We start from the raw sequence: 20005 nt of genomic DNA, 5'->3' as shown, positions 1-20005 counted from the left end.
GGATGAGGCGTATATTTATCTTAAATTAAAGATAATTAATTTAAAGACAATATTCTCTTATTCGAATCCATTTCATAATGCGAATGTCAATCCGAATAGGTACGATATCTCTCTAGTTATACCTAAACCTAAACCATGTACAACTAGATATCGATGATAAGACGCTCATTTATGAAATTGGTTCATTCATAATAAATTACAGGGAGGTGGAGCATATGAGCATTGAACAAGAGCCTTTATCCGGGGCAAGCGGAGCGGAGCAGGAACGGGATGAAGCGGCTTCCTTGAAATTGTTCGTCGTCTTGTCTAAAGCCTACAAGACCTTAATGGACCTGGCAGTGAAGGATATGAAGAGCCACGGCTTGTCTTCCGCTGAATTTATGATTCTGGAGGTGCTGTATCACAGAACACGTATTCCACTGCAGCAGATCGGTGAGAAGATTCTGGTGACCAGCGGCAGTATTACGTACAATATCGACAAGCTGGAGAACAAGGGCTTGCTGAAGCGTGTGCCGTGCAGCGATGACCGGCGGGTAACCTATGCTGAGATTACAACTGCAGGCCGGGAGCTATTCGACGATATTTTTCCGCTTCACGTCTCTTCCCTGCATCGTCTGATGGGCGGATTGAACACGGAAGAGAAGGAACAGGCAACGGAGCTGCTGAAGAGACTTGGCAAAGGCGTATAGGGCGGCAGTAACTGCGGCCCTTGCCGTAAGGCCAGAAAGCCGGAAAGAATAGTGTCAGGAACAGGGAATCTGATATAAAGAGGAAGCATCAAATTTTTTTACCTAATATCTTAATGTTAAGATAATTAAATCAAAGAGAATGGAGTGGGGTAAAAATGGTTAGCGTAGGCTTATTATTGCTCAGACTGGTGATCGGGATTTCTTTCATCGGGCACGGTAGTCAAAAGCTGTTTGGCTGGTTCGGAGGTTATGGTCCCAAGGGAACCGGAGGTTGGATGGAGTCCGTCGGCATGAAGCCTGGTGTAACTATGGCGGTGCTGGCGGGAGTGATGGAACTGGTTGGTGGAGTGCTGTTCACCTTCGGGTTGTTGACTCCGCTCGCTTCGGCACTGATTATTGCTACCATGCTTGGAGCGATTGTGAAGGTTCACGCTCCGAACGGGTTCTGGGCAACGGCTAACGGAATTGAGTTTCCACTCACTTTGCTAGTGGTTGCCGCCGGAGTGGCTCTGACCGGGGCCGGATCGATTTCACTTGACGCACTGTGGTTTAACTAAGAAAGGGGCAGATAATTATGACATTACGAAGCGCAGGCATTCATCATATTACAGCTTTTGTGGGCGACGTGCAGCGGAATGCTGACTTTTATGCCGGTATTCTCGGACTACGATTGGTGAAGAAAACCATCAATTTCGATGCACCTGAGGTGTATCACCTCTATTTCGGGAACGAAAGCGGGTCGCCCGGTACGATTATTACGTTCTTTCCTTGGTCAATGGGACGTAAGGGAAGAATTGGCGGTGGGCAGGTTGGTGTAACTACTTATGCCGTGCCGACAGGATCGCTGGACTTCTGGGAGCAGCGACTGGCTGCATACCAGATTTCAGTAACCAAAGTCAGCCGGATCTCTGAGTCCTATTTGTCCTTTGCTGACTACGATGGTCTGCGAATTGAGCTTGTGGAGCGTGAAGAGGGTCCTCTTAGCGGCTGGTCCTTTGGTGGTGTTCCTGCTGAGCATGCTATCAAGGGCTTTGGCGGGGCGGTTCTGTACAGCACAGAGCCAGCTAAGACAGCGGATACGCTGTCCCGTACACTGGGCATGGAGATCATTGCTGAAGGGGACGGTTATCTCCGCTTCAGAGCGGCGGGCGAGCTGGGCAATATTATTGATCTGAAGGCAGAGCCTGTGCCGCATGGCTCGGGAGGCACCGGAACGGTTCACCATATTGCCTGGCGTGCCAGCGATGATGCCGAACAGCTTGCCTGGAGTCGTCTTGTGCAGAGCCACGGCTACCAGCCGACGCCTGTTCAGGACCGTCAGTACTTCAACGCCATTTACTTCCGTGAAGAAGGCGGGATCCTGTTTGAGATCGCAACAGACCCTCCCGGTTTTGCCCGCGATGAGGACCCGGATGCGCTAGGTGAGAAGCTGATGCTCCCTACCTGGTATGAACCACACCGTGCCGCGATTGAAGCTAATTTGCAGCCGTTTGACATTCGAGAGATTGGAGTGAAGTCAAGATGATACACGTATTTCGCAAGGGCACAGATGAGAGTAAGCCAGTAATGGTAATGTTCCACGGAACGGGTGGTGACGAGCAGGATCTGCTGCCACTGGCGGGACTGCTTTCCCCGGGATCGTCCGTGCTTGGCATCCGTGGCAATGTGCTGGAGAACGGAATGCCCCGTTTCTTCCGGCGGTTGTCCGAAGGGGTATTCGACGAAGAAGATCTGATCTTCCGCACGCAGGAGATCAAGCAGTTCCTGGACGAGGCGGCGGCCAAATACGGGTTCTCTGCCGACAAAACGGTTGCCGTTGGTTATTCCAATGGTGCTAACATCGCTGGAAGCTTGCTGTTCCACTACGGGAAGGCTTTCCAGGCTGCAGTGCTGCTGCACCCGATGGTACCACTACGGGGTCTCAAGCTGCCGGATATGAGCGGCCTTCCGGTCTTTATTGGAACTTCAATGAATGACCCGATGGTTCCAGCGCATGAAAGCCGGGAGCTGGAAGAGCTATTGCAAGGCGCAGGTGCAGTTGTGAATACGTATTGGGGCAACCAGGGGCATCGCCTGAATGTGGAAGAAGCGGAAGCGGCCAGAGACTGGCTGAAGCTGTAATTAGTCTGATTGTGTCAGCGGCAGAGCAGAAACAGCATATCCATTTGCTAATCCCGGGAGGGGCGATGGATGTGCGTGATCTGCTCTTTTTGCTGTAATAAATGTTATATTGGTAGTAGCGGATAGAGCGACACACTCATGCTAGGAAAGGGGCAGCGCCCATGTCCATTCAGGGACAGAATGTTTTACCTGCGATCCGAAAGATGAAGCATCTGGAGAAGCTGTTGCAATCCTCTTACGAATATATTGTGCTGCTCGAGAGCCATATCGGGCAACTGAAGGACATTGTTGATCTGGCAAAATCACACCGGAAGAAGCTGCTGCTGCACGTGGATCTGGTTGAAGGACTGAAGAATGATGAAGCTGCGGCAGATTTTCTATGCCAGAGCATCAAGCCTGCCGGCTTGATCTCGACCCGGGCCAATGTGATTCTCAAAGCGCGGCAAAACGGTTTACTGGCCGTTCAGCGGGTATTTCTGCTGGATTCCAGTGCTCTGGATAAAAGCTATGCTCTGTTAGAACGGACACAGCCTGATTATATTGAGGTGCTGCCGGGTGTCATCCCGGGCCTTATCACAGAAGTGAGGGAGCGTACAGGTATTCCGATTTTTGCTGGCGGGCTAATTCGTACTGTGGACGATGTGGAGAAGGCGTTGGCAGCAGGAGCAACCGCCGTGACGACTTCCCAAATGGATCTGTGCCGGCATTACGATAACATAAAATAAACCTGGAGGTGCAGTGTGGATAAAAAGTATATTCTGGCCTTGGACCAAGGCACGACTAGCTCAAGAGCCATTCTATTTGATCGTAAAGGTACGATTATTCATATTGCTCAGCAGGAATTCAAGCAGCATTTCCCACAACCGGGCTGGGTGGAGCATGATGCCAATGAGATATGGATCTCCATTCTGGCGGTCATTTCGTCATTGTTCACCGAGACCGCTATCTCTCCGGAGGAGGTTGCTGCCATCGGGATCACCAATCAGCGGGAGACGACCGTAGTTTGGGATCGGGCTACGGGGATGCCCGTGTATCATGCAATTGTATGGCAGTCCCGACAAACAACGGAGATTTGTGAGGATCTTAAGGCTCAGGGTCATGATGAAATTTTCAGGCAAAAGACAGGTCTTCGTCTCGACGCATACTTCTCGGGCACGAAGGTGAAGTGGATTCTGGACCATGTTCTGGGGGCGCGGGAGAAGGCGGAACGCGGAGAGTTGTTGTTCGGGACGATGGATACTTGGCTGATCTGGCGGCTGACCGACGGGGGTGCTCATGTTACCGATTACTCCAATGCCTCACGGACCCTGATGTACAACATTCACGAGTTGCAATGGGATGAGGAGCTGCTGACGCTGCTGAACATTCCGCGCTCCATGCTACCAGAGGTTCGGTCATCCTCCGAAGTCTATGGCTATACCAATCGGCAGCATTTCTTCAATGCTGCTGTCCCGATCTCGGGTGCTGCGGGTGACCAGCAGGCCGCATTGTTCGGGCAGACCTGTTTTGAGCAAGGGACCGCGAACAATACCTACGGCACCGGGGCATTTATGCTGATGCATACCGGTGAGCAGGCTATTGCCTCAGGAAATGGACTGCTCACCACGATTGCCTGGGGATTGAACGGGAAGGTCGAGTATGCGCTGGAGGGCAGCATCTTTGTGGCTGGCTCGGCCATTCAGTGGCTTCGTGACGGACTGCGGATGATCAAGAATGCCGGGGTTAGTGAAGAATACGCTTCGCGGGTGAATTCAACAGAAGGTGTCTACGTGGTGCCGGCCTTTGTTGGCCTAGGTACGCCGTATTGGGACAGTGAAGTCCGGGGTGCGGTGTTTGGCCTGACACGGGGCACATCGAAGGAGCATCTGATTCGTGCGACTTTGGAATCGCTAGCTTATCAGACCCGTGATGTACTTGCGGCCATGGAGGAGGACTCCGGGATTTCTCTCAAAAAGCTGCGGGTGGGTGGTGGCGCAGCCCGTAATAACTTCCTGATGCAGTTCCAGAGCGACATGCTGGGTGTTACGGTAGAGCGGCCAGTGATTAGCGAGACTACGGCGCTCGGAGCGGCGTATCTGGCGGGTCTAGCTGTAGGATTCTGGCAGGATCAGAATGAGATCTCTGCATTATGGCAGATTCAGCGTGCCTTCGACAGAACGATGGATGAAGGGGCAGCAGATGCTTTGTACGGCGGATGGAAAAAAGCGGTGCGTGCCGCACAGGCTTTTCACTGAAAAGTCAGCATGGTATACTTACCTCAACAAGTTAATACAATAGGTTGGAGAACTGGAGAAACCACAACAGCCGCTGCGCAAGCTATCGCAGCCGGCATGTTTGTGGTTTTTTTACTATGGGAGGAAATAGACATGGGGACTTTTTCGGCGGGCAAACGAGATCAATATCTGAATCAAATGGTGGAACAGGAATGGGATGTGCTGGTGATTGGCGGGGGCATTACAGGGGCGGGAATTGCTTTGGATGCACAGACCCGCGGCCTGCGGACCGCCCTTTTAGAGATGCAGGATTTTGCCGGGGGCACTTCTAGCCGGTCGACCAAGCTTGTGCATGGTGGACTCCGCTATTTGAAACAGTTGGAGATTGGTGTGGTGGCAGAGGTGGGCAAAGAACGGGCGATTGTGTACGAGAATGGACCTCATGTCACTACACCGGAATGGATGCTGCTGCCGATTTATGAGGGGGGTACCTTCGGGAAAATGTCGACATCCCTTGGACTCCGGGTCTATGACTACTTGGCTGGGGTTAAAAAGGGTGAGCGCCGAACGATGCTGAGCGCTGGGGAGACACTGGGCAAAGAACCGCTGTTGAAGCAACAGGGTCTCAAAGGCGGTGGTTATTATGTGGAGTATCGGACGGACGATGCCCGCTTGACGATTGAAGTGTTAAAGGAGGCTGTGAAGCACGGGGCGCTGGCTGTGAACTACGCCAAGGTGGAACAGTTTATGTATGATAATAAACAGTTGGCGGGTGTAGTAATGATCGATCAGTTCAGCGGACGTTCTTATGAGCTTCGCGCGAAGCATATCATCAATGCTGCTGGACCTTGGGTAGATACACTAAGGGAGAAGGACCATTCCAAAGAGGGCAAAATGCTGCATTTATCCAAGGGCGTTCACCTAGTGTTTGACCAGGGGCGTTTCCCGCTGAAGCAAGCAATTTATTTTGATACCCCTGATGGGCGCATGATGTTCGCGATCCCGCGGGACAACAAAACTTATGTAGGGACGACCGATACGAATTATAAAGGTGATCTGGTAAATCCGCTGGTTACTGAAGCTGACAGGGTGTATATCCTTCAGGCGGCTAATGAGATGTTCCCCGGCATGAAACTGACTGACGGTGATGTGGAATCGAGCTGGGCAGGACTGCGTCCTCTGATACATCAAGAGGGCAAAAGCCCGTCTGAGATTTCCCGCAAGGATGAAATTTTCGTCTCGGCTTCAGGTCTGATCTCTATGGCTGGCGGCAAGCTGACTGGCTACCGCAAAATGGCGGAGACGGTGGTGGATCTGGTCGCAAAGCAACGGAGTGCTGCTGGACTTGCTGCTATTTCTGGATGCCAGACCGGGCACATGCCGATCTCCGGCGGTGATGTTGGGGGATCCATTCAGTATAAGAAGTTTGTGCAAGAACGTATTCCGGAGGGAACGAGGCTGGGACTGTCGCCACATGAAGCGGAGCAACTGGTACGGAGATACGGTTCTAACATTGGCGCGGTCTATACGTTAATTGTGAAGCACGCTCTGAAAGCAGAGAAGGAAGGACTCCCCGCATCCTTGCTGGCTGCTCTTCTGTATTCCATAGAAGAGGAAATGACTCTGAGACCGGTGGACTTTTTTATACGCCGCACAGGTGCGCTTTTCTTCAATATAGCCTGGGTAGAGGCGTGGAAGGATGCTGTAACCACCTATATGGGAAAATATTTCGGATGGACGACAGAATTGACGGCTCAGTATGCCGAAGAATTAAATGAGCGATTGGCCGAAGCGATTCAGGCTGCGGATGCCTAAGCGTGACACTGGTTAACAGAAGAAGCGGCGATTGTAAAACGGTCGATGTTGCCGGAAATCTGAACAAGGGGGCGTAGCTCCAGTTCATTTCAGGACGGAAGCAGGGAGACATTCCTGACTCCGTCCTCTTTTTCTTAGAGTGTGGTAGCAGAAAATACATGGGTTATTTATGCGTTTGGTGGACGTGGTTAGATCTCTTTTCAAATTCGTACTGAAATAAAGTTCTCTCATGCGGCTGCGTAGCTATCAATACCTGTGTTTCCACCATATAGTTGCAGAGGCGTACTTTTTTGGTTACGCTCTTAGTAAACTATGGAAGCAGGCTCGTTTAGGGTGGATGGTAAAGGGGATAGATGATCTAGTTTCTGGTAAAATAAATAAGGCTATATTGCAGGGTATATGCTCTGGATTCAGTCTTATATATTAGAGGTAATGTGATGGTTACAGGTGCTGTTTGTTACATGCCAGCCGGTTTACGTATTGTTATAATGGACAAGTTGAAATTCTCGCACATGAACCGCTGCCCGGACCAAGGACAGTGCGGCAGGTTTTGCCGGCGGAACGTGTGGCAGTAGCAAGGGCAGGTGGATTTATGCATTCAATGAAAGAGGCGCTGGAGCGGTTCAAGATTGTAAGGCTACTGGTATCCATTTACCGGATTCGGGCGGTACGCGCTCTTTTTCCGCTGGCGATTATAGCGCTTGTATATTGGGAAGGACAGCACGAACTGAAGCAGGTTCACCTGGGACGTACGCTTCGCGAGCTGAAGGACGTTCCGGCATCATCTATCTTTCAGATGATGGGGATTGCATTGCTTGCGGTAGCGGTAATGAGTGCTTATGACTATTTGATACGTGCTCATTTCAAGCTGAAGGTAAGTTTATGGAGCACGTTCCGTTATGCATGGATTGCCAATACATTCAATAACCTGATCGGCTTTGCCGGGCTGGCTGGTGTGGGGCTACGGACACTGCTATATAAGAAGAGCGGCGTATCCTCAGCCGTTCTGACACCGGCGATCGTTTTCCTGTCACCGCTTATGATCACGGGACTATCCCTGTTATCCTGGGGCAACATCTTTGGCATTCTACCTGCAGCGGGATTGATGCATGAGCATCGTTGGCTGGTGTTTGCAGTCTGGGGCATGGCGCTCTACCTGCCATTCTTTGTGTTCGTCCAGCGGTCGGCGTTATACGCGAAATGGATTAACCGCGGACAGGGACGAACACCGTGGCTCACGGTAGGGAGTTCAGTTGGTGCGTCGTTCCTGGAATGGCTGTTCGCTGGTATTACATTCTGGTCGATTGGACACCACCTGCTGGGTGGTGTGCATTTTGTGACTATCTTCAGCATTTACACGATTGCAGCCATCGCTGGTATTCTAAGTATGGCTCCCGGCGGGATCGGTGCATTCGACCTTATCGCACTTCTGGGTCTGACCCAAATGGGTTATCAGACCGATCAGGCTATGGCGGTGCTGGTGATTTACCGTTTGTTCTATTATCTGATTCCCTGGCTGATCGGTCTTGTGCTGGCCGCGCTGGAGATCGGGCTGCAGGGCAGAAAAATGCTGGAACGCGCAGCTGTGGGGCTGGAGCCCTCACTGAATCTGTGGCAGAAAATCTGGCGTTGGCCAGGACAGTACACCTTCCTCAGCGACCTTGGGGTATGGGCGCTAGGCAAACTGGTCTTTGCCAGCGGTCTCATTCTGCTGCTGTCCGCAGCAACGCCGGAACTGCTGTACCGGTTGGAAATCACGGAAAAGCTGCTGTCATTTCCGATCATGCGGCTATCGCATCATTTATCCGTCCTGATCGGCTTTATGCTCATCCTGCTGTCACGAGGCATCTCCCTGCGGATCCGTAGAGCCTATATTTGGACCAGCCTCTCGCTGCTGGGTGGCGCGCTGTTTGCTTTTACCAAAGGTTTTGATTACGAGGAGGCTATCTTCCTGCTGGTAGTCGGGGTGATCCTTTGGATATCCAGAGCCCGGTTCTACCGGGTCAGCGCGCCGGTCAGCCGGCAGAGTACGGCCAGGTGGCTGGCACTGACTTCGGTGATTGCCGTTATCTACTATTTGCTTGGCAGTCATGTGCATCGCGGTTTTATGAAGCATCTTCCGCCAGGCATTCATCCGGAGTGGCTGCAACGACACAGTAATGTTGCCTTTACCGCAGCCAGCGGGCTGATCTTCTCCTGGCTCCTGCTGACGATGTTTGTCACGCTTCGGCCTCACCGTGATTCCGAGGAGCTGTCAGGCCCTCCGGACATGGACCGTCTGACACAGTTTCTGAAGAAGGTGCCTGGCAACTCCCTAACCCATGTGCTGTATCTGGGCGACAAAAGCTTCTATTGGGCACAGGATGGGCAAGTGCTGCTCCCTTATTCTCGGGTGCGAGATAAGCTTGTTGTGCTTGGTGATCCGCTGGGTGCGAAGGAGCTTATTAACAACGCCATCAGTGAGTTCCGGCAGGCGGCGGACAAGTATGGGTTGTCCGTAGTCTTTTATCAGGCTACACCAGCATTCCTGCCGGTATATCATGAGCAGGGCTATCATTTCTTCAAGCTAGGCGAAGAAGCTATGGTATCGTTGGAGACGTTCACTCTCAGTGGCCGTAAGAATGCCGACCTGCGTAGTGTCAACAACCGTTTTGAACGGGAAGGCTACCAGTTTGAAATATCGCAACAGCCGCATTCAGCCGTCCTAATCAAAGAACTGCGCTCGATTTCGGGAGAGTGGCTGGGCGGTCGGACGGAGAAAGGGTATTCGCTCGGCTGGTTCAAGGAAGCCTATCTGCAGCTCGCTCCAATTGCACTCCTGAGACAGGCTTCTGGTGAGGTGGTAGCCTTCGCTACCCTTGTTCCCGGGTATGACGGGGGTACGACACTCTCCATAGATTTGATGCGTCACCGGAAGCAGGCACCGAACGGGACGATGGATTATTTATTCATCCGGTTGATGGAATGGGCCAAGGGTCAGGGCTATCAAAGATTCAATCTTGGTAATGCCCCCCTTTCCAGTGTCGGTCAGAATGCCGGTGCACTGCGGGAAGAAAAGCTCGCCCGTCTGGTCTTCAAGAAGGGTGGCCACTGGTATGGCTTCTCCGGTCTGCGCCGTTACAAGGAGAAGTTCAGTCCAGAGTGGGAACCGCGTTATCTCGCGTATCCGGCTTCCTTGCAACTGCCGATTCTGACCCTGGATCTGGTACGGCTCGTATCCAAGCATCCGGAGGCGGAAGAGTAGGTTGTGCCGGGTGTGAATAACGGGAATGGCGTCTGTTGAATTCCTATTGAGTACCCAATTACGGAGCCTGCATACTATGGCTAGAAGCAAATCACAGCGCCATAAACTATGAGATACACGAAGACCCCTTCCACCAATAGGCGGAGAAGGGGTCTCTTTTATTTGCTGCTGAATATGTAATTTATGTCGTCTCCACAGGTAATTTTAACGGTTTGACTTCAAGCCCACTGTGCACTAGCCCGGAGCGAAACAGCTACGAGAGGTAAGATTAAGCGCGGCAGTGTTATCCCTATCATTCTTCATTCTCCTCGTGGGGAAGGGCCCAGACAGAGACGCTTCCGCCGTTCACAGGAAAGGCCGCCCAACCGTCCTGCCCGATGGTAAGCTTCTCCTTGCGAGTGCCAGTGAAATCCACCCACACCTCACCGGCGCGATGCTTGCCTACCTGCATCCGCTTCTCACCTTTGTCGCCATTGGAGATAACCACTGCACAGCCGGAGCCTTCGATCTCCTCCACACCAAGCCGTACCCAGCCGATCGTGTTGGGGTGGTCCAAATAATCCTTTTGCTCACCGTAAGCTTTGTGGTAACGGGCGTACAGCAACGGGTCGATCGCGGCTTTCTTGCCTTCGATCGGGGCCGGGCCGCCGATCCCGTAATAGTCACCGTAGAAGACGACGGGATACCCGTCGCGGCGCAGCAAAATGAGAGCATAAGCGATTTGTTTGAACCAGTCACCGACCCATGATTCCAGCGCCTCATGCGGCTGGGAGTCATGGTTGTCGACGAAGGTGACCGCATTGCCGGGATGGCTCTGCACCAATGTATCATTGAAAATGGTGCTTAGATCAAAATCCCGCCCGCCAAGAGCGGCAGAATACAGCTTGTAGTGCAGCGATACGTCAAAGAGATCAATCCGATAATCCACCGTGTCCAGAAATTCGCGGCAGGAGGCAAGATCAGGATTCCAGAATTCGCCTACGATGTAGAAGTCCTCCCCGCGCTTGTGTACCATCTCCGCTGCAAATTCTTTTATAAATTCATGGTTAATGTGCTTGATGGCGTCGAGGCGGTAGCCGCTGCATTGCAGTGTATCCACCAGCCATCCTCCCCACTGGAGCATTTCCTTTTTGACTGCGGGATGGCTGTAATCAATATTTGCGAACATCAGATAATCGTAGTTACCGAACTCATCATCCACGTTCTTATTCCAGGTCTTGTTCTCACCTACAATACGAAATACGCCGGAACGGCCCTCCTTGGCATTGAAGTCCGTGCCATTGAAATGATCGAAATTCCACTTGAAGGCAGAATGCTCGTCTCCGCGTCCCGGAAAAGTGAACTTCGTCCACCCCTCGATCTCGAACGGCTGCGAAATTTCCTTCATCCGGTCATGGGGATCGACTTCGACTACCTTGAATACCTCGGTCTCGTCCGCACCGGCCTTATGGTTCATGACGAGATCAACATATACAGCGATGCCGTTCTTTTGGCACTCGGCTATGGCGTCGACCAGTTCTTGCTTGGTACCGTATTTGGTGCGTACTGTACCTTTTTGGTCATATTCACCGAGATCATAGAGGTCATAGACACCATATCCGGTGTCTTCTGCGGAGACAGCCTTGGTCACGGGCGGAATCCATATGGTGTCAATCCCGGCGCTACTCAGCTCTGGTGCCATTTCCGCGAGATGTTTCCAGTGCTTCCCGTCTGCGGCGACATGCCACTCGAAAAACTGCATCATCGTATGATTTCTCTTCATCTCTCTGCCTCCTTCGCTGCTGCAGTGCTTTCAGATCGCTCTTCAGGCTTCTTCGGTTATTCTTCACTTTTTAAAGGGAGGGAATACCAGTTATTTGCAGATGTAATGATCTTTTTTTAAGCTATTGAAAGAGATCAAGCTGGCGCGGAGCCAGACCCCCGTCTATGCCGAGCATATTCTGAAGCTCCTTGGCGTTGTCAGTAGCATCGCCGCCGGAATTGTTGTTGAAGACTACGTAGAGATTACGGCAGCTTTTCTCCAGCTTCAACAGACGCTCCTTCCACTCGCCAAGTTCTTCCCGATCATACCGGTATAGATAGCGCAGCTTGCGCCAATCCGGGTGGCTGCTTTGGTGCCAGCCGGAGACATTGCGGCCGTGCAGTCGCACATAAGTGATGTCCGGGGAGGTGGCCACCGCTACAATCGGAATCGAGCCAGTCCCGGCCTGCGGCTCATCCACTACCGTATGAATCCAGCCTTCACGCGCCATGAAATGCAGCGTCTTGTCGCGGAATGCCGGACTGTACCAGCTCTCATGGCGAAATTCAAGGGCGCAGGGCACGTCTTTCATCCGTGCTCTGATGTCGCGCAGCATATCCACATTATCCTTGGTGCAGTCGAACCAGGGCGGGAACTGGAACAGTGTCATGGCCAGCTTGCCGGATTCGATAACGGGCTGGATGGATTCGTGGAAAGCGGCGAACATGGCGTCTTTTGTATCAAAGTAATTCTTTTTATCGCGTAGATGGCCAGTCATTCCCTGATAGGCTTTCACGATGAACTGGAATCCGTCAGGGGTTTGGTTGACCCATTTCACATAATTTCTGACCGGCTGAACCGCGTAGAAGGAACTGTCGATTTCTACGATGGAAAAATGGGCGCTGTATGTAGACAACCGTTCGGCCGGTTTGATTTTTCCGTACAATTCCTCATGGTCGCCGAAGCCGGTCAGCCCTATTTTGATCAAAGGCTTTCTCCTCCTTGGCTGCGCTCTGGATGTTCGTTAGGGTACATGTATCTTCTATATAAACTAAAAATACAGGTTCGCAAACAGGTAGTGCATGGACGTGTCTAGGCCCGTCCCTCATACTCAGGCCGCAGGATGGACATGATCTGCAGTGATTCAAAGGCATCGCCGCTCTTGATGCACTCTCGCAGAGTCCCTTCCAGTCTGAATCCCTGATGACGATAAATACGCTGTGCCCGTGTGTTTTGATCTCTGACGTCCAGCCACAGCCGATGCGTTTCTGTATGGTTAAAGATCCAATCGATCAACAGCCGCAGTGCTTCCGATCCATAGCCGTGTCCTTTGGACACAATGACAAGCCGCATGATGCAGACTGTCAGATTGGGGTCGAGCATTCCTGTCAGAATAACATATCCGGACCTTTCCCCGTCGGCATTCAGTATGATGAAATGCAGTACATTTTCATCGGCAAACGCCGCCATATGCTGCTCCCGTGTCCATTGTCCAATATATCTGCGATTGTCGTCTGCCTGTTCGGCGGCCATCACGAAATCAAGGTCCTGCTCAGTGGTTTGCCGCAAGTGTATGAAATTGGATTGAATGTCCATAATCGCCCACCTTCATAATGGTTATTAACCCGGATTATAACAGAACTATGCTTACGGGATGAAGATACTTGTACCAAATTCGCCGCGTCAATTTTGTCCCAATGTATTGTATAATTGAAACTCAGTGCTAGGTGATTAACCTGAGGTGGCATGGAGCTACTGATTCAGGATGGATGAGGAGAGCGGCACGTTATGTACTATCTGGATATCGCTTCATGGCTGACAGAGGATAATCTGCGGCACATGCTGGAACAATATCGTTCGTTCGGACCTTTTCCGGGCATTGCATTAACTTTTATGAAATCATTTGTGCCACCCCTGCCTACCATCGCTATCGTCGGTTTGAACGGTGCGGTGTATGGTTTGTGGCTTGGCTTTTTGTATTCGTGGATTGGTCTGGTCGCGGGCTGTGTAACGACTTTTCTGATTGTCCGCAAAATCGCTTCCCACCCCTATCTGCGCAAATGGGCCCTGCGCCCAAAGGTGGCGAAGAGCATGACCTGGGTACGCCAGCGGGGCTTCAGCTATGTGTTTCTGCTTAGTTTGTTTCCCGTAGGGCCATTCGTCGTCATTAATATGGCTGCCGGGCTGGCCGGAATGCGGCTGCGTTCCTATCTGCTCGCTTTGATCGCGGGCAAAGCGATTATGGTGTTTGCTGTCTCCTATATCGGCAATGATCTGGAGCGGTTTATCCGCCGTCCTGCGGAAGGACTATACGTACTGCTCTTTATAGCGTTGTCTTTCTGGGGCGTCAAAGCCATAGAAAGGTATTTTACCAGAACAGCAAGTGATGGCGGCAGTGGCAAATAATTTAAACAAAAAGTAACATAGAGGACAAGCAGAGATCTAAAGTTTAATTAGACTCCAGATATGAAAGGAAGAGGTGTCGTTATGAAATACCGTAAGCTTGGAAGTACGGGACTGAACGTGTCTGTGATCGGAATTGGGACCTGGCAGTTTGGCGGGGAATGGGGCAAGGATTTTACCCAAAACGAAGTTGATGCCATGCTGGACAAATCCGGGGAACTTGGAATCAATCTGATTGATACAGCAGAATGTTACGGCGACCACTTGTCAGAGAGGTTCATTGGTAACTATCTGGCCCGTCGTAAACGTGAGGACTGGATTGTCGCGACCAAGTTCGGCCACGGATTCAAGGGACATCTCCAGCGGGAACAGCTGTGGAGTGCCGATCAGGTGCTGAAGCAACTGGATGATTCACTTAAATCGCTCCAGACCGAGTATGTCGATCTCTATCAGTTCCATTCGGGGACCGACGCCGAGTTCGAGAACGACAAACTGTGGAGCATGCTGGATAGACAGATGCAGGCCGGAAAAATTCGTCACTTAGGAATTTCCATTAGTGCCTCTGGCACAGGTGTTCACCAGACAGCCTCCGCTCAGGCAGTTGGGGCAGAGGCCATACAGGTCGTATATAACCGTCTGGAACGCGGCCCGGAAGAAGAAGTCTTCCCGCTGTGCGCCAAGCATAACCTGGGTGTGCTGGCACGGGTACCGCTTGCCAGCGGCTATCTAAGCGGGAAATATAAGCCGGATGCGGCCTTCCCGACCGGTGATGTCCGGGCGAATCATAATGCGGACACGCGGCAGAAGCAATTGCTCGAAGTCGCCAAGATTGCAGAAAGTGAAGTGCCGGAAGGCATTCCAATGGCGCAATGGGCTTTGGGCTGGTGCCTTCAGCATCCTGCAGTAACGAGTGTAATTCCTGGCTGCAAGGATGTCGCACAGGTCATCGCCAATGCGGCTGCCGCTGATCTGGACATGGTAAAGGACGGGCAGTCTCTATAGTAGGCTGTTTCGCAAATAGGCTATCTCAATAATAAGATGTCTCGCTGATCAGTCATCTAGGTGTTAGTTACGCTGGAGGTCAGCGGGGTTAACGAAACTCACAGGCGAAACCATCCGGCGGCATCCTTAATTGCTGGTGCGGCAGCAGTAATGTGCTGCCAGCCGTTAGTTTCGGGGTTATACCTGTAATCCTGTTTCCACTCTTCAATATGCAGTACGATGGCGCGGATGGCGGAGACCATTCGCGCCACTTCTTTATCTGTCATGATGGGGTGGAGCGAGAGGCGGACCCAGCCCGGCTTGAGTGACTGATCTCCAGCATAGATAGCCTTGATGAAGCCAGCGGAGTCCTTAGGGCCGAGCCCCAGCAGAAGATGGCCGTAGGGGCCTGCGCAAGAACAGCCTCCGCGGGCCTGAATGCCGAAGCGGTCGTTCAGCAGCTGCACCGCGAGGTTATAGTGGACATCGCGTATCGTAAAGGAAACAATCCCTAGTCGTTCCTGTTGCTCTCCGGCCAATACGGTTAAGCCGGGTATAGTCTGCAATCCATCCAGCAGCTGTCGGCAAAGTTCCCGCTCCCTGAGCAGCATGTATTCACCGCCCCCGTTCATGGTTTCTTTCAGATGAATAGCCAGTGCAGTGCGGAAGGCCTGCAGGAAGCCCGGCGTGCCGCCATCCTCGCGGGTTTCTATATCCTCTATGTAGCGGCGGCCGCCCCAGGCATCGACCCAAACCACGGTGCCGCCGCCAGGCTCGTCGGGAAGGCGGCTGTTATAAAGGGCGGAGTCGAACAGCAGCACGCCGCTGCTTCCGGGTCCGCCGAGGAATTTATGCGGGGAGAAGAAGATCGCGTCGAGCTTCTCCTGCGGTGAAGCCGGATGCATATCGATCGGCTCATAGGGGGCGCTGGCGGCAAAATCAACAAAGCAGACCCCGCCGTGGCGATGCATGGCTGCGGCGAGCTGAGGGTAAGGCGTGCGGATGCCTGTCACATTGGAACAGGCCGTGAAGGCGCCGATTTTCAGGCGCCGGTGCCGGTAAAGACGCAGCAGGTATTCGAGCTGATTCAGATCGATGTTCCCGTCCGCTCCCGGTGGTACAGTAACGACATCGCCAAGACTCTCCTGCCAAGGCAGGAGGTTGGAATGATGCTCCATGTGGCTGACGAAGACGACCGGGCGGTCTTCAGGGTTAAGGCTCCTGCCATGCAGCCATTCCGGCATCTTCAGACCCAGAATGCGCTGGAGCTTGTTTATTGCCCCGGTGGTGCCGTTGCCGCAGAAGAGCAGCGCATCCTGCGGCCCTGCGTGGACATGGGCTTTAATAATATTCCGGGCCTCGATATAGGCCAAGGTCATCGTCAGCCCGGTAGTGTTGGACTCAGTATGTGGGTTGCTGACATAAGGGCCGAAAGTCTCCAGCATTCGGCGCTCAATGGGCTCGTAGAGACGTCCGCTGGCGGTCCAGTCAGCGTACAAAAGAGGCTGTCTGCCATAGGGCGTCGTAAGCGTAAATCCTGTTCCGATGGTGTGCTCGCGAAAGGATGCAAAATAAGTTTGCAGCGAAGATGGCATCTCCGGGGAAGAGGCGGGGATGATATTCAGCACGGACATTCCCTCCAGCCTGTAGTTTCTTTGGCCTCAGTATATGCCCCGCTCCGGGAATAGGTTAACGCCCAAGCCTGAGAGCTAGATGAACAGCTGCATGTCACTCTCCAGCGCATCCTTCAAATAGGCAGCCGCATCAATAATCTCAACCTCCGGCAGGAATTCCTCCGGTTTGAAGCCCATGATTTCCACCGAGAGTTTGCAGGCGTAGAACTTGATGTTCTTTTTACGGGCGCCCTTGAGAAAATGAATCAGCTTCGGCGCGCCCTGCGCTTCCATCATCTCCTCCAGCATCATCCGGCCCAGCCCGCTGAAATTCATCCGCGACAGGGGGAGTTGTTCCGGTCCTTTGGGGGTCATGACATCCATCAGCTTCTCGTAAATACTCTTGTCCTCCAGTGTCATCTTCTCCGGGTCACGGACCAGGAACAGCCCCCAGAACGCAAAGAACATGGTCACCTCGCATTCGATATCCCGAGCAGTATTTGCCAGGATCAATCCCGCCATTGCTTTGTCATAGTCCCCGCTGAACATCAGCAGATTCATCTTTTTGCCCATCCGTCATCCCTCCGAGATCCTCTTGGAATGAGCTTAGTATGGTTAGACCAGCATGAACTATGCTTTTGTCACAACTTGTTCGTACTTCAGCGGGAGATCATGAAAAAAGCTCCCTTGCGGGAGCCCTGAATCTATTCATTATGTCCGGCAGGATCTGCTCCTGCACCGCTGCGAATATCTTCACGGCGAGCGGCCAGCCAGATGCTGCCGGTGAAGAGAACGATCATACCCAGGATAATGGCGAAGCGCCAATCCCCGGCTTTGAAATTCAATTGAAGTACGGTCAGCACCAGCGCCACCTGGGTCCAGACGAGTGTTCTTTTGCGAAAAGCGGCGATGTCTCCTGTCATCTTGGGGAGCCCGCGGATGACGCGATAAGCAATAATGAGAAGAATTAGGGCGAATACGGCCGTGCCAATCCATTCAGAAGAAGTGAACACATTCATTGTCTCCAAATCCTTTCGGTTAACATGAGGGTTCTAATCTGATTATTGCAGTATACAGATAGTGTACCACGCCTATGCGTGAGGGACAGCACATCTGCATAAAAAAAGGATAAACGCGCTCCGCCAGAGTGGCAGGTGTACGTTTATCCGTTGTTTTTGATGCAGGAATTGAATCCTTATTTTTTGAAAATACGCAGTGGCGCGCCCATTGGCAGGAACGAACGTCCGAAGTGAGCGTTCAGTACCGAAGCTCCGCAGCCATAGAAGGAGACCAGAGCGATGCCTAGCTCTGCAAAGGCAGCCAGTTTATGAAAGGCTTCAGCCGCAATCCCGAAAGAATCAAACGTCAGACCCAGGAACAGGAAGTCAATCAGGATGAAGATGATCAGCAGGACCTTATTGGCCTCCACGGCACCGATCGTCATGAAGAGCGTGAAGATCAGGTATCCCAGAAACACAAATCCGAGCTGCTTCGGATCCACGGCTTCGGCCAGGGTTGTTCCGAATACACCGAGCTTGATCAGCCAGCTGGCGGCCATGCCGAACCAGAAGAAGGCATAGGCTCCAAAGGCGGTCATGCCGAAGGTATTATTGTGCTTAGCATCCTGAATGCTGGCAAATAGTTGGGCGAAGGCGCCCAGGAAAATAGCCCAAGGAATGACATAGCTGAGTCCCGAGGTAATCTCGAGCTTCTGTGAAGATGCGACCAGCGTGACGATAGCTAGTCCGAACAGGCCAATGGCACCAGGATCGGCAGTGACGATCTTGACGGATTGGGGGGATTGCGGTTGCGCTGACATAAAAGTTAATGCCTCCATTATTTAAAAGTGTTCGCTCATGACAACAGCACCCTGAAGGGCGCTGTTATTGGCCTGCCTATCATATCATACTGCCCTGCTTCTCTGGAATGATTTTTTGTTCATTTCTTGTCGATTCCTGACAGGTCACCTCGAAATTACGATATAATGACTCTATGATATGAACTGTTCATTTAAGTGATAAGGGTGATCGATTTGAATGTAAGAAGTTTTCTGAAGTTTGTGGAGCTGCCGACGAAGGCAGCAAGCATGATTCCTTTTCTAATGGGAACGTTGTACGCCTTGTACCGGTTCGAGGATTTTTATATTCTGCGGTTTGGTCTGATGTTCATTTCTCTGCTGAGTTTTGATATGGCTACGACGGCGATTAACAATTATTATGATTTCAAAAAAGCATCCAAAACACATGGCTATGGCTATGAGACGCATAATGCGATCGTTCATTTTAAGCTGAAAGAGCGTACGGTGGTTGCGACCATTATCATCCTGCTCGTGCTGGCGGCCGGGGGCGGGATTGCGCTGGTGTCACAGACAGGCCTTCTGGTCTTCCTGCTGGGGGGATTGTCGTTCCTCATTGGTATTCTGTATTCCTTTGGTCCCATTCCAATCTCACGGATGCCGCTGGGAGAGTTGTTCTCCGGGCTGTTCATGGGCTTCGTCATTATCTTTATCTCGGCCTATATCCATACTGACAATAGTGTCGTCTCGCTACTGATTCAAGGGGGCTGGGTCAATCTACATATTAATCTTGTAGAGGTAATTTATCTCTTCTGGTTTTCTGTGCCAGCCATTTTGGGGATTTCGGGTATTATGCTTGCGAACAATATATGCGACATCGAGGAGGATATTGAAAACCGCAGATACACTCTTCCTGTCTATATTGGTAGAGAGCGGGCACTCCTGTTGTTCAAACTGCTATATTATGTCTCTTATCTTGACCTTGTAGTGTTATTGATCCTGAAGGTTCATCCGGTGCTCGTCCTGCTGATCCTTCTGACTCTAATTCCGCTCCGCCGCAATGTTGCAACGTTTCATGCGAAGCAGGAGAAGGCCAGCACCTTTATTCTTTCCGTTAAAAATTTCATCCTGATGAATGCTGCCCGCATCATGGTTTTGGGTATAGCGGTACTCTTGCAGAATTTCGCTTAATTCCATTCATTCTATTCTAGCAGCACCTTTCGGAACGACTCCGGGGGTGCTGCTTTTTGAATTGTGCCAAATCATTGCAGTTTGTCCAATGCGGCGTCGTTTTCCCGAATAATGTGTCATTAAGGATAGTAAGAGGGAATAGTTTCCGCTAGAATAAGGTAAAGTAACCTAATTTAAGGCAGGTCTTCCGCTAGCTTCC

At 51.8% G+C, this 20005-nt stretch carries 18 protein-coding genes; 11 read left to right on the top strand and 7 right to left on the bottom strand.

Annotated features, from left to right (window positions below; translation table 11 throughout):
* Positions 1–215 precede the first annotated feature (215 nt).
* The 8 genes from ACFRAM_RS15175 (at position 216) to mprF (ending at position 10082) form a co-directional block, all read left to right on the top strand.
* Entirely contained in the window at positions 216–689 is a 474-nt protein-coding gene (locus ACFRAM_RS15175) for a MarR family winged helix-turn-helix transcriptional regulator (protein ID WP_083205492.1), read from the top strand.
* Positions 690–844: 155 nt separating this feature from the next.
* On the top strand, positions 845–1246 hold the full coding sequence (locus ACFRAM_RS15170; RefSeq protein WP_379466542.1) for a DoxX family protein: 402 nt from the start codon (positions 845–847) through the stop codon (positions 1244–1246).
* A 17-nt stretch (positions 1247–1263) separates the two neighbouring features.
* The gene (locus ACFRAM_RS15165) at positions 1264–2214 is read left to right on the top strand and encodes a ring-cleaving dioxygenase (RefSeq protein WP_379466541.1); all 951 of its coding nucleotides are present in this window, start codon (positions 1264–1266) and stop codon (positions 2212–2214) included.
* Positions 2211–2810, top strand: coding sequence for an alpha/beta hydrolase (locus tag ACFRAM_RS15160; RefSeq protein ID WP_379466540.1), 600 nt, complete (start codon positions 2211–2213; stop codon positions 2808–2810). The genes ACFRAM_RS15165 and ACFRAM_RS15160 overlap by 4 nt, the downstream gene beginning before the upstream one ends.
* A 161-nt stretch (positions 2811–2971) precedes the next feature.
* Entirely contained in the window at positions 2972–3535 is a 564-nt protein-coding gene (locus ACFRAM_RS15155) for a glycerol-3-phosphate responsive antiterminator (protein ID WP_379466539.1), read from the top strand.
* A gap of 15 nt (positions 3536–3550) precedes the next feature.
* Positions 3551–5044 (top strand): glycerol kinase GlpK, encoded by a 1494-nt coding sequence (glpK, locus tag ACFRAM_RS15150; protein WP_379466538.1) that lies wholly within the window; start codon positions 3551–3553, stop codon positions 5042–5044.
* Positions 5045–5176: 132 nt separating this feature from the next.
* Positions 5177–6838, top strand: coding sequence for a glycerol-3-phosphate dehydrogenase/oxidase (locus ACFRAM_RS15145; protein WP_379466537.1), 1662 nt, complete (start codon positions 5177–5179; stop codon positions 6836–6838).
* A gap of 592 nt (positions 6839–7430) precedes the next feature.
* Entirely contained in the window at positions 7431–10082 is a 2652-nt protein-coding gene (gene mprF / locus ACFRAM_RS15140; RefSeq protein WP_379466536.1) for a bifunctional lysylphosphatidylglycerol flippase/synthetase MprF, read from the top strand.
* A gap of 292 nt (positions 10083–10374) precedes the next feature.
* Here the strand turns inward: mprF and ACFRAM_RS15135 are convergent, their stop codons facing one another.
* The 3 genes from ACFRAM_RS15135 to ACFRAM_RS15125 form a co-directional block, all read right to left on the bottom strand.
* Positions 10375–11844 (bottom strand): alpha-amylase, encoded by a 1470-nt coding sequence (locus tag ACFRAM_RS15135; protein WP_379466535.1) that lies wholly within the window; start codon positions 11842–11844, stop codon positions 10375–10377.
* Positions 11845–11965: 121 nt separating this feature from the next.
* Entirely contained in the window at positions 11966–12811 is an 846-nt protein-coding gene (locus ACFRAM_RS15130; protein ID WP_379466534.1) for a DUF72 domain-containing protein, read from the bottom strand.
* A gap of 104 nt (positions 12812–12915) precedes the next feature.
* Complete coding sequence (locus ACFRAM_RS15125) at positions 12916–13419, bottom strand: GNAT family N-acetyltransferase (protein WP_379466533.1); 504 nt, start codon at positions 13417–13419, stop codon at positions 12916–12918.
* Positions 13420–13611: 192 nt separating this feature from the next.
* Here ACFRAM_RS15125 and ACFRAM_RS15120 point away from each other — a divergent pair, with 192 nt between their 5' ends.
* Both ACFRAM_RS15120 and ACFRAM_RS15115 read left to right on the top strand, forming a co-directional pair.
* The gene (locus tag ACFRAM_RS15120) at positions 13612–14229 is read left to right on the top strand and encodes a TVP38/TMEM64 family protein (protein WP_379466532.1); all 618 of its coding nucleotides are present in this window, start codon (positions 13612–13614) and stop codon (positions 14227–14229) included.
* Between the two features lie 81 nt (positions 14230–14310).
* Positions 14311–15228 (top strand): aldo/keto reductase, encoded by a 918-nt coding sequence (locus tag ACFRAM_RS15115; RefSeq protein ID WP_379466531.1) that lies wholly within the window; start codon positions 14311–14313, stop codon positions 15226–15228.
* A 98-nt stretch (positions 15229–15326) separates the two neighbouring features.
* Here the strand turns inward: ACFRAM_RS15115 and ACFRAM_RS15110 are convergent, their stop codons facing one another.
* The 4 genes from ACFRAM_RS15110 to ACFRAM_RS15095 form a co-directional block, all read right to left on the bottom strand.
* The gene (locus ACFRAM_RS15110; protein ID WP_379466530.1) at positions 15327–16841 is read right to left on the bottom strand and encodes an aminotransferase class V-fold PLP-dependent enzyme; all 1515 of its coding nucleotides are present in this window, start codon (positions 16839–16841) and stop codon (positions 15327–15329) included.
* 75 nt (positions 16842–16916) lie between these two features.
* A complete protein-coding gene (locus ACFRAM_RS15105; RefSeq protein ID WP_175370783.1) occupies positions 16917–17393 on the bottom strand; it encodes a DsrE/DsrF/DrsH-like family protein in 477 nt (158 codons plus the stop codon).
* Between the two features lie 131 nt (positions 17394–17524).
* Entirely contained in the window at positions 17525–17839 is a 315-nt protein-coding gene (locus ACFRAM_RS15100) for a hypothetical protein (protein ID WP_379466529.1), read from the bottom strand.
* A gap of 176 nt (positions 17840–18015) precedes the next feature.
* Positions 18016–18639, bottom strand: a complete 624-nt coding sequence (locus ACFRAM_RS15095; RefSeq protein ID WP_066378447.1) for an acetate uptake transporter — start codon at positions 18637–18639, stop codon at positions 18016–18018.
* A 213-nt stretch (positions 18640–18852) separates the two neighbouring features.
* On the opposite strand from ACFRAM_RS15095, the gene menA reads away from it, so the two are divergent.
* Complete coding sequence (gene menA, locus ACFRAM_RS15090; RefSeq protein WP_379466528.1) at positions 18853–19806, top strand: 1,4-dihydroxy-2-naphthoate polyprenyltransferase; 954 nt, start codon at positions 18853–18855, stop codon at positions 19804–19806.
* Positions 19807–20005 lie beyond the last annotated feature (199 nt).

It is taken from the genome of Paenibacillus sp. NPDC056722 (genome assembly GCF_042790635.1).
Taxonomy (GTDB): domain Bacteria; phylum Bacillota; class Bacilli; order Paenibacillales; family Paenibacillaceae; genus Paenibacillus_AQ; species Paenibacillus_AQ agri.
The sequence above is the reverse complement of the archived record's forward strand: the minus strand, read 5'-3'. Positions and strand labels throughout refer to the sequence as shown.

Excerpts from the sequence above, each read along its gene's own strand:
- ACFRAM_RS15170 (WP_379466542.1), top strand. The coding sequence starts at position 845 with ATGGTTAGCGTAGGCTTATTATTGCTCAGACTGGTGATCGGGATTTCT.
- mprF (WP_379466536.1), top strand. The coding sequence starts at position 7,431 with ATGCATTCAATGAAAGAGGCGCTGGAGCGGTTCAAGATTGTAAGGCTA.
- ACFRAM_RS15095 (WP_066378447.1), bottom strand. The coding sequence starts at position 18,639 with ATGTCAGCGCAACCGCAATCCCCCCAATCCGTCAAGATCGTCACTGCC.
- ACFRAM_RS15110 (WP_379466530.1), bottom strand. The coding sequence starts at position 16,841 with ATGTCCGTGCTGAATATCATCCCCGCCTCTTCCCCGGAGATGCCATCT.
- ACFRAM_RS15120 (WP_379466532.1), top strand. The coding sequence starts at position 13,612 with ATGTACTATCTGGATATCGCTTCATGGCTGACAGAGGATAATCTGCGG.
- ACFRAM_RS15100 (WP_379466529.1), bottom strand. The coding sequence starts at position 17,839 with ATGAATGTGTTCACTTCTTCTGAATGGATTGGCACGGCCGTATTCGCC.
- ACFRAM_RS15125 (WP_379466533.1), bottom strand. The coding sequence starts at position 13,419 with ATGGACATTCAATCCAATTTCATACACTTGCGGCAAACCACTGAGCAG.
- ACFRAM_RS15155 (WP_379466539.1), top strand. The coding sequence starts at position 2,972 with ATGTCCATTCAGGGACAGAATGTTTTACCTGCGATCCGAAAGATGAAG.
- ACFRAM_RS15160 (WP_379466540.1), top strand. The coding sequence starts at position 2,211 with ATGATACACGTATTTCGCAAGGGCACAGATGAGAGTAAGCCAGTAATG.
- ACFRAM_RS15105 (WP_175370783.1), bottom strand. The coding sequence starts at position 17,393 with ATGGGCAAAAAGATGAATCTGCTGATGTTCAGCGGGGACTATGACAAA.
- ACFRAM_RS15115 (WP_379466531.1), top strand. The coding sequence starts at position 14,311 with ATGAAATACCGTAAGCTTGGAAGTACGGGACTGAACGTGTCTGTGATC.
- ACFRAM_RS15175 (WP_083205492.1), top strand. The coding sequence starts at position 216 with ATGAGCATTGAACAAGAGCCTTTATCCGGGGCAAGCGGAGCGGAGCAG.
- ACFRAM_RS15135 (WP_379466535.1), bottom strand. The coding sequence starts at position 11,844 with ATGAAGAGAAATCATACGATGATGCAGTTTTTCGAGTGGCATGTCGCC.
- ACFRAM_RS15145 (WP_379466537.1), top strand. The coding sequence starts at position 5,177 with ATGGGGACTTTTTCGGCGGGCAAACGAGATCAATATCTGAATCAAATG.
- ACFRAM_RS15165 (WP_379466541.1), top strand. The coding sequence starts at position 1,264 with ATGACATTACGAAGCGCAGGCATTCATCATATTACAGCTTTTGTGGGC.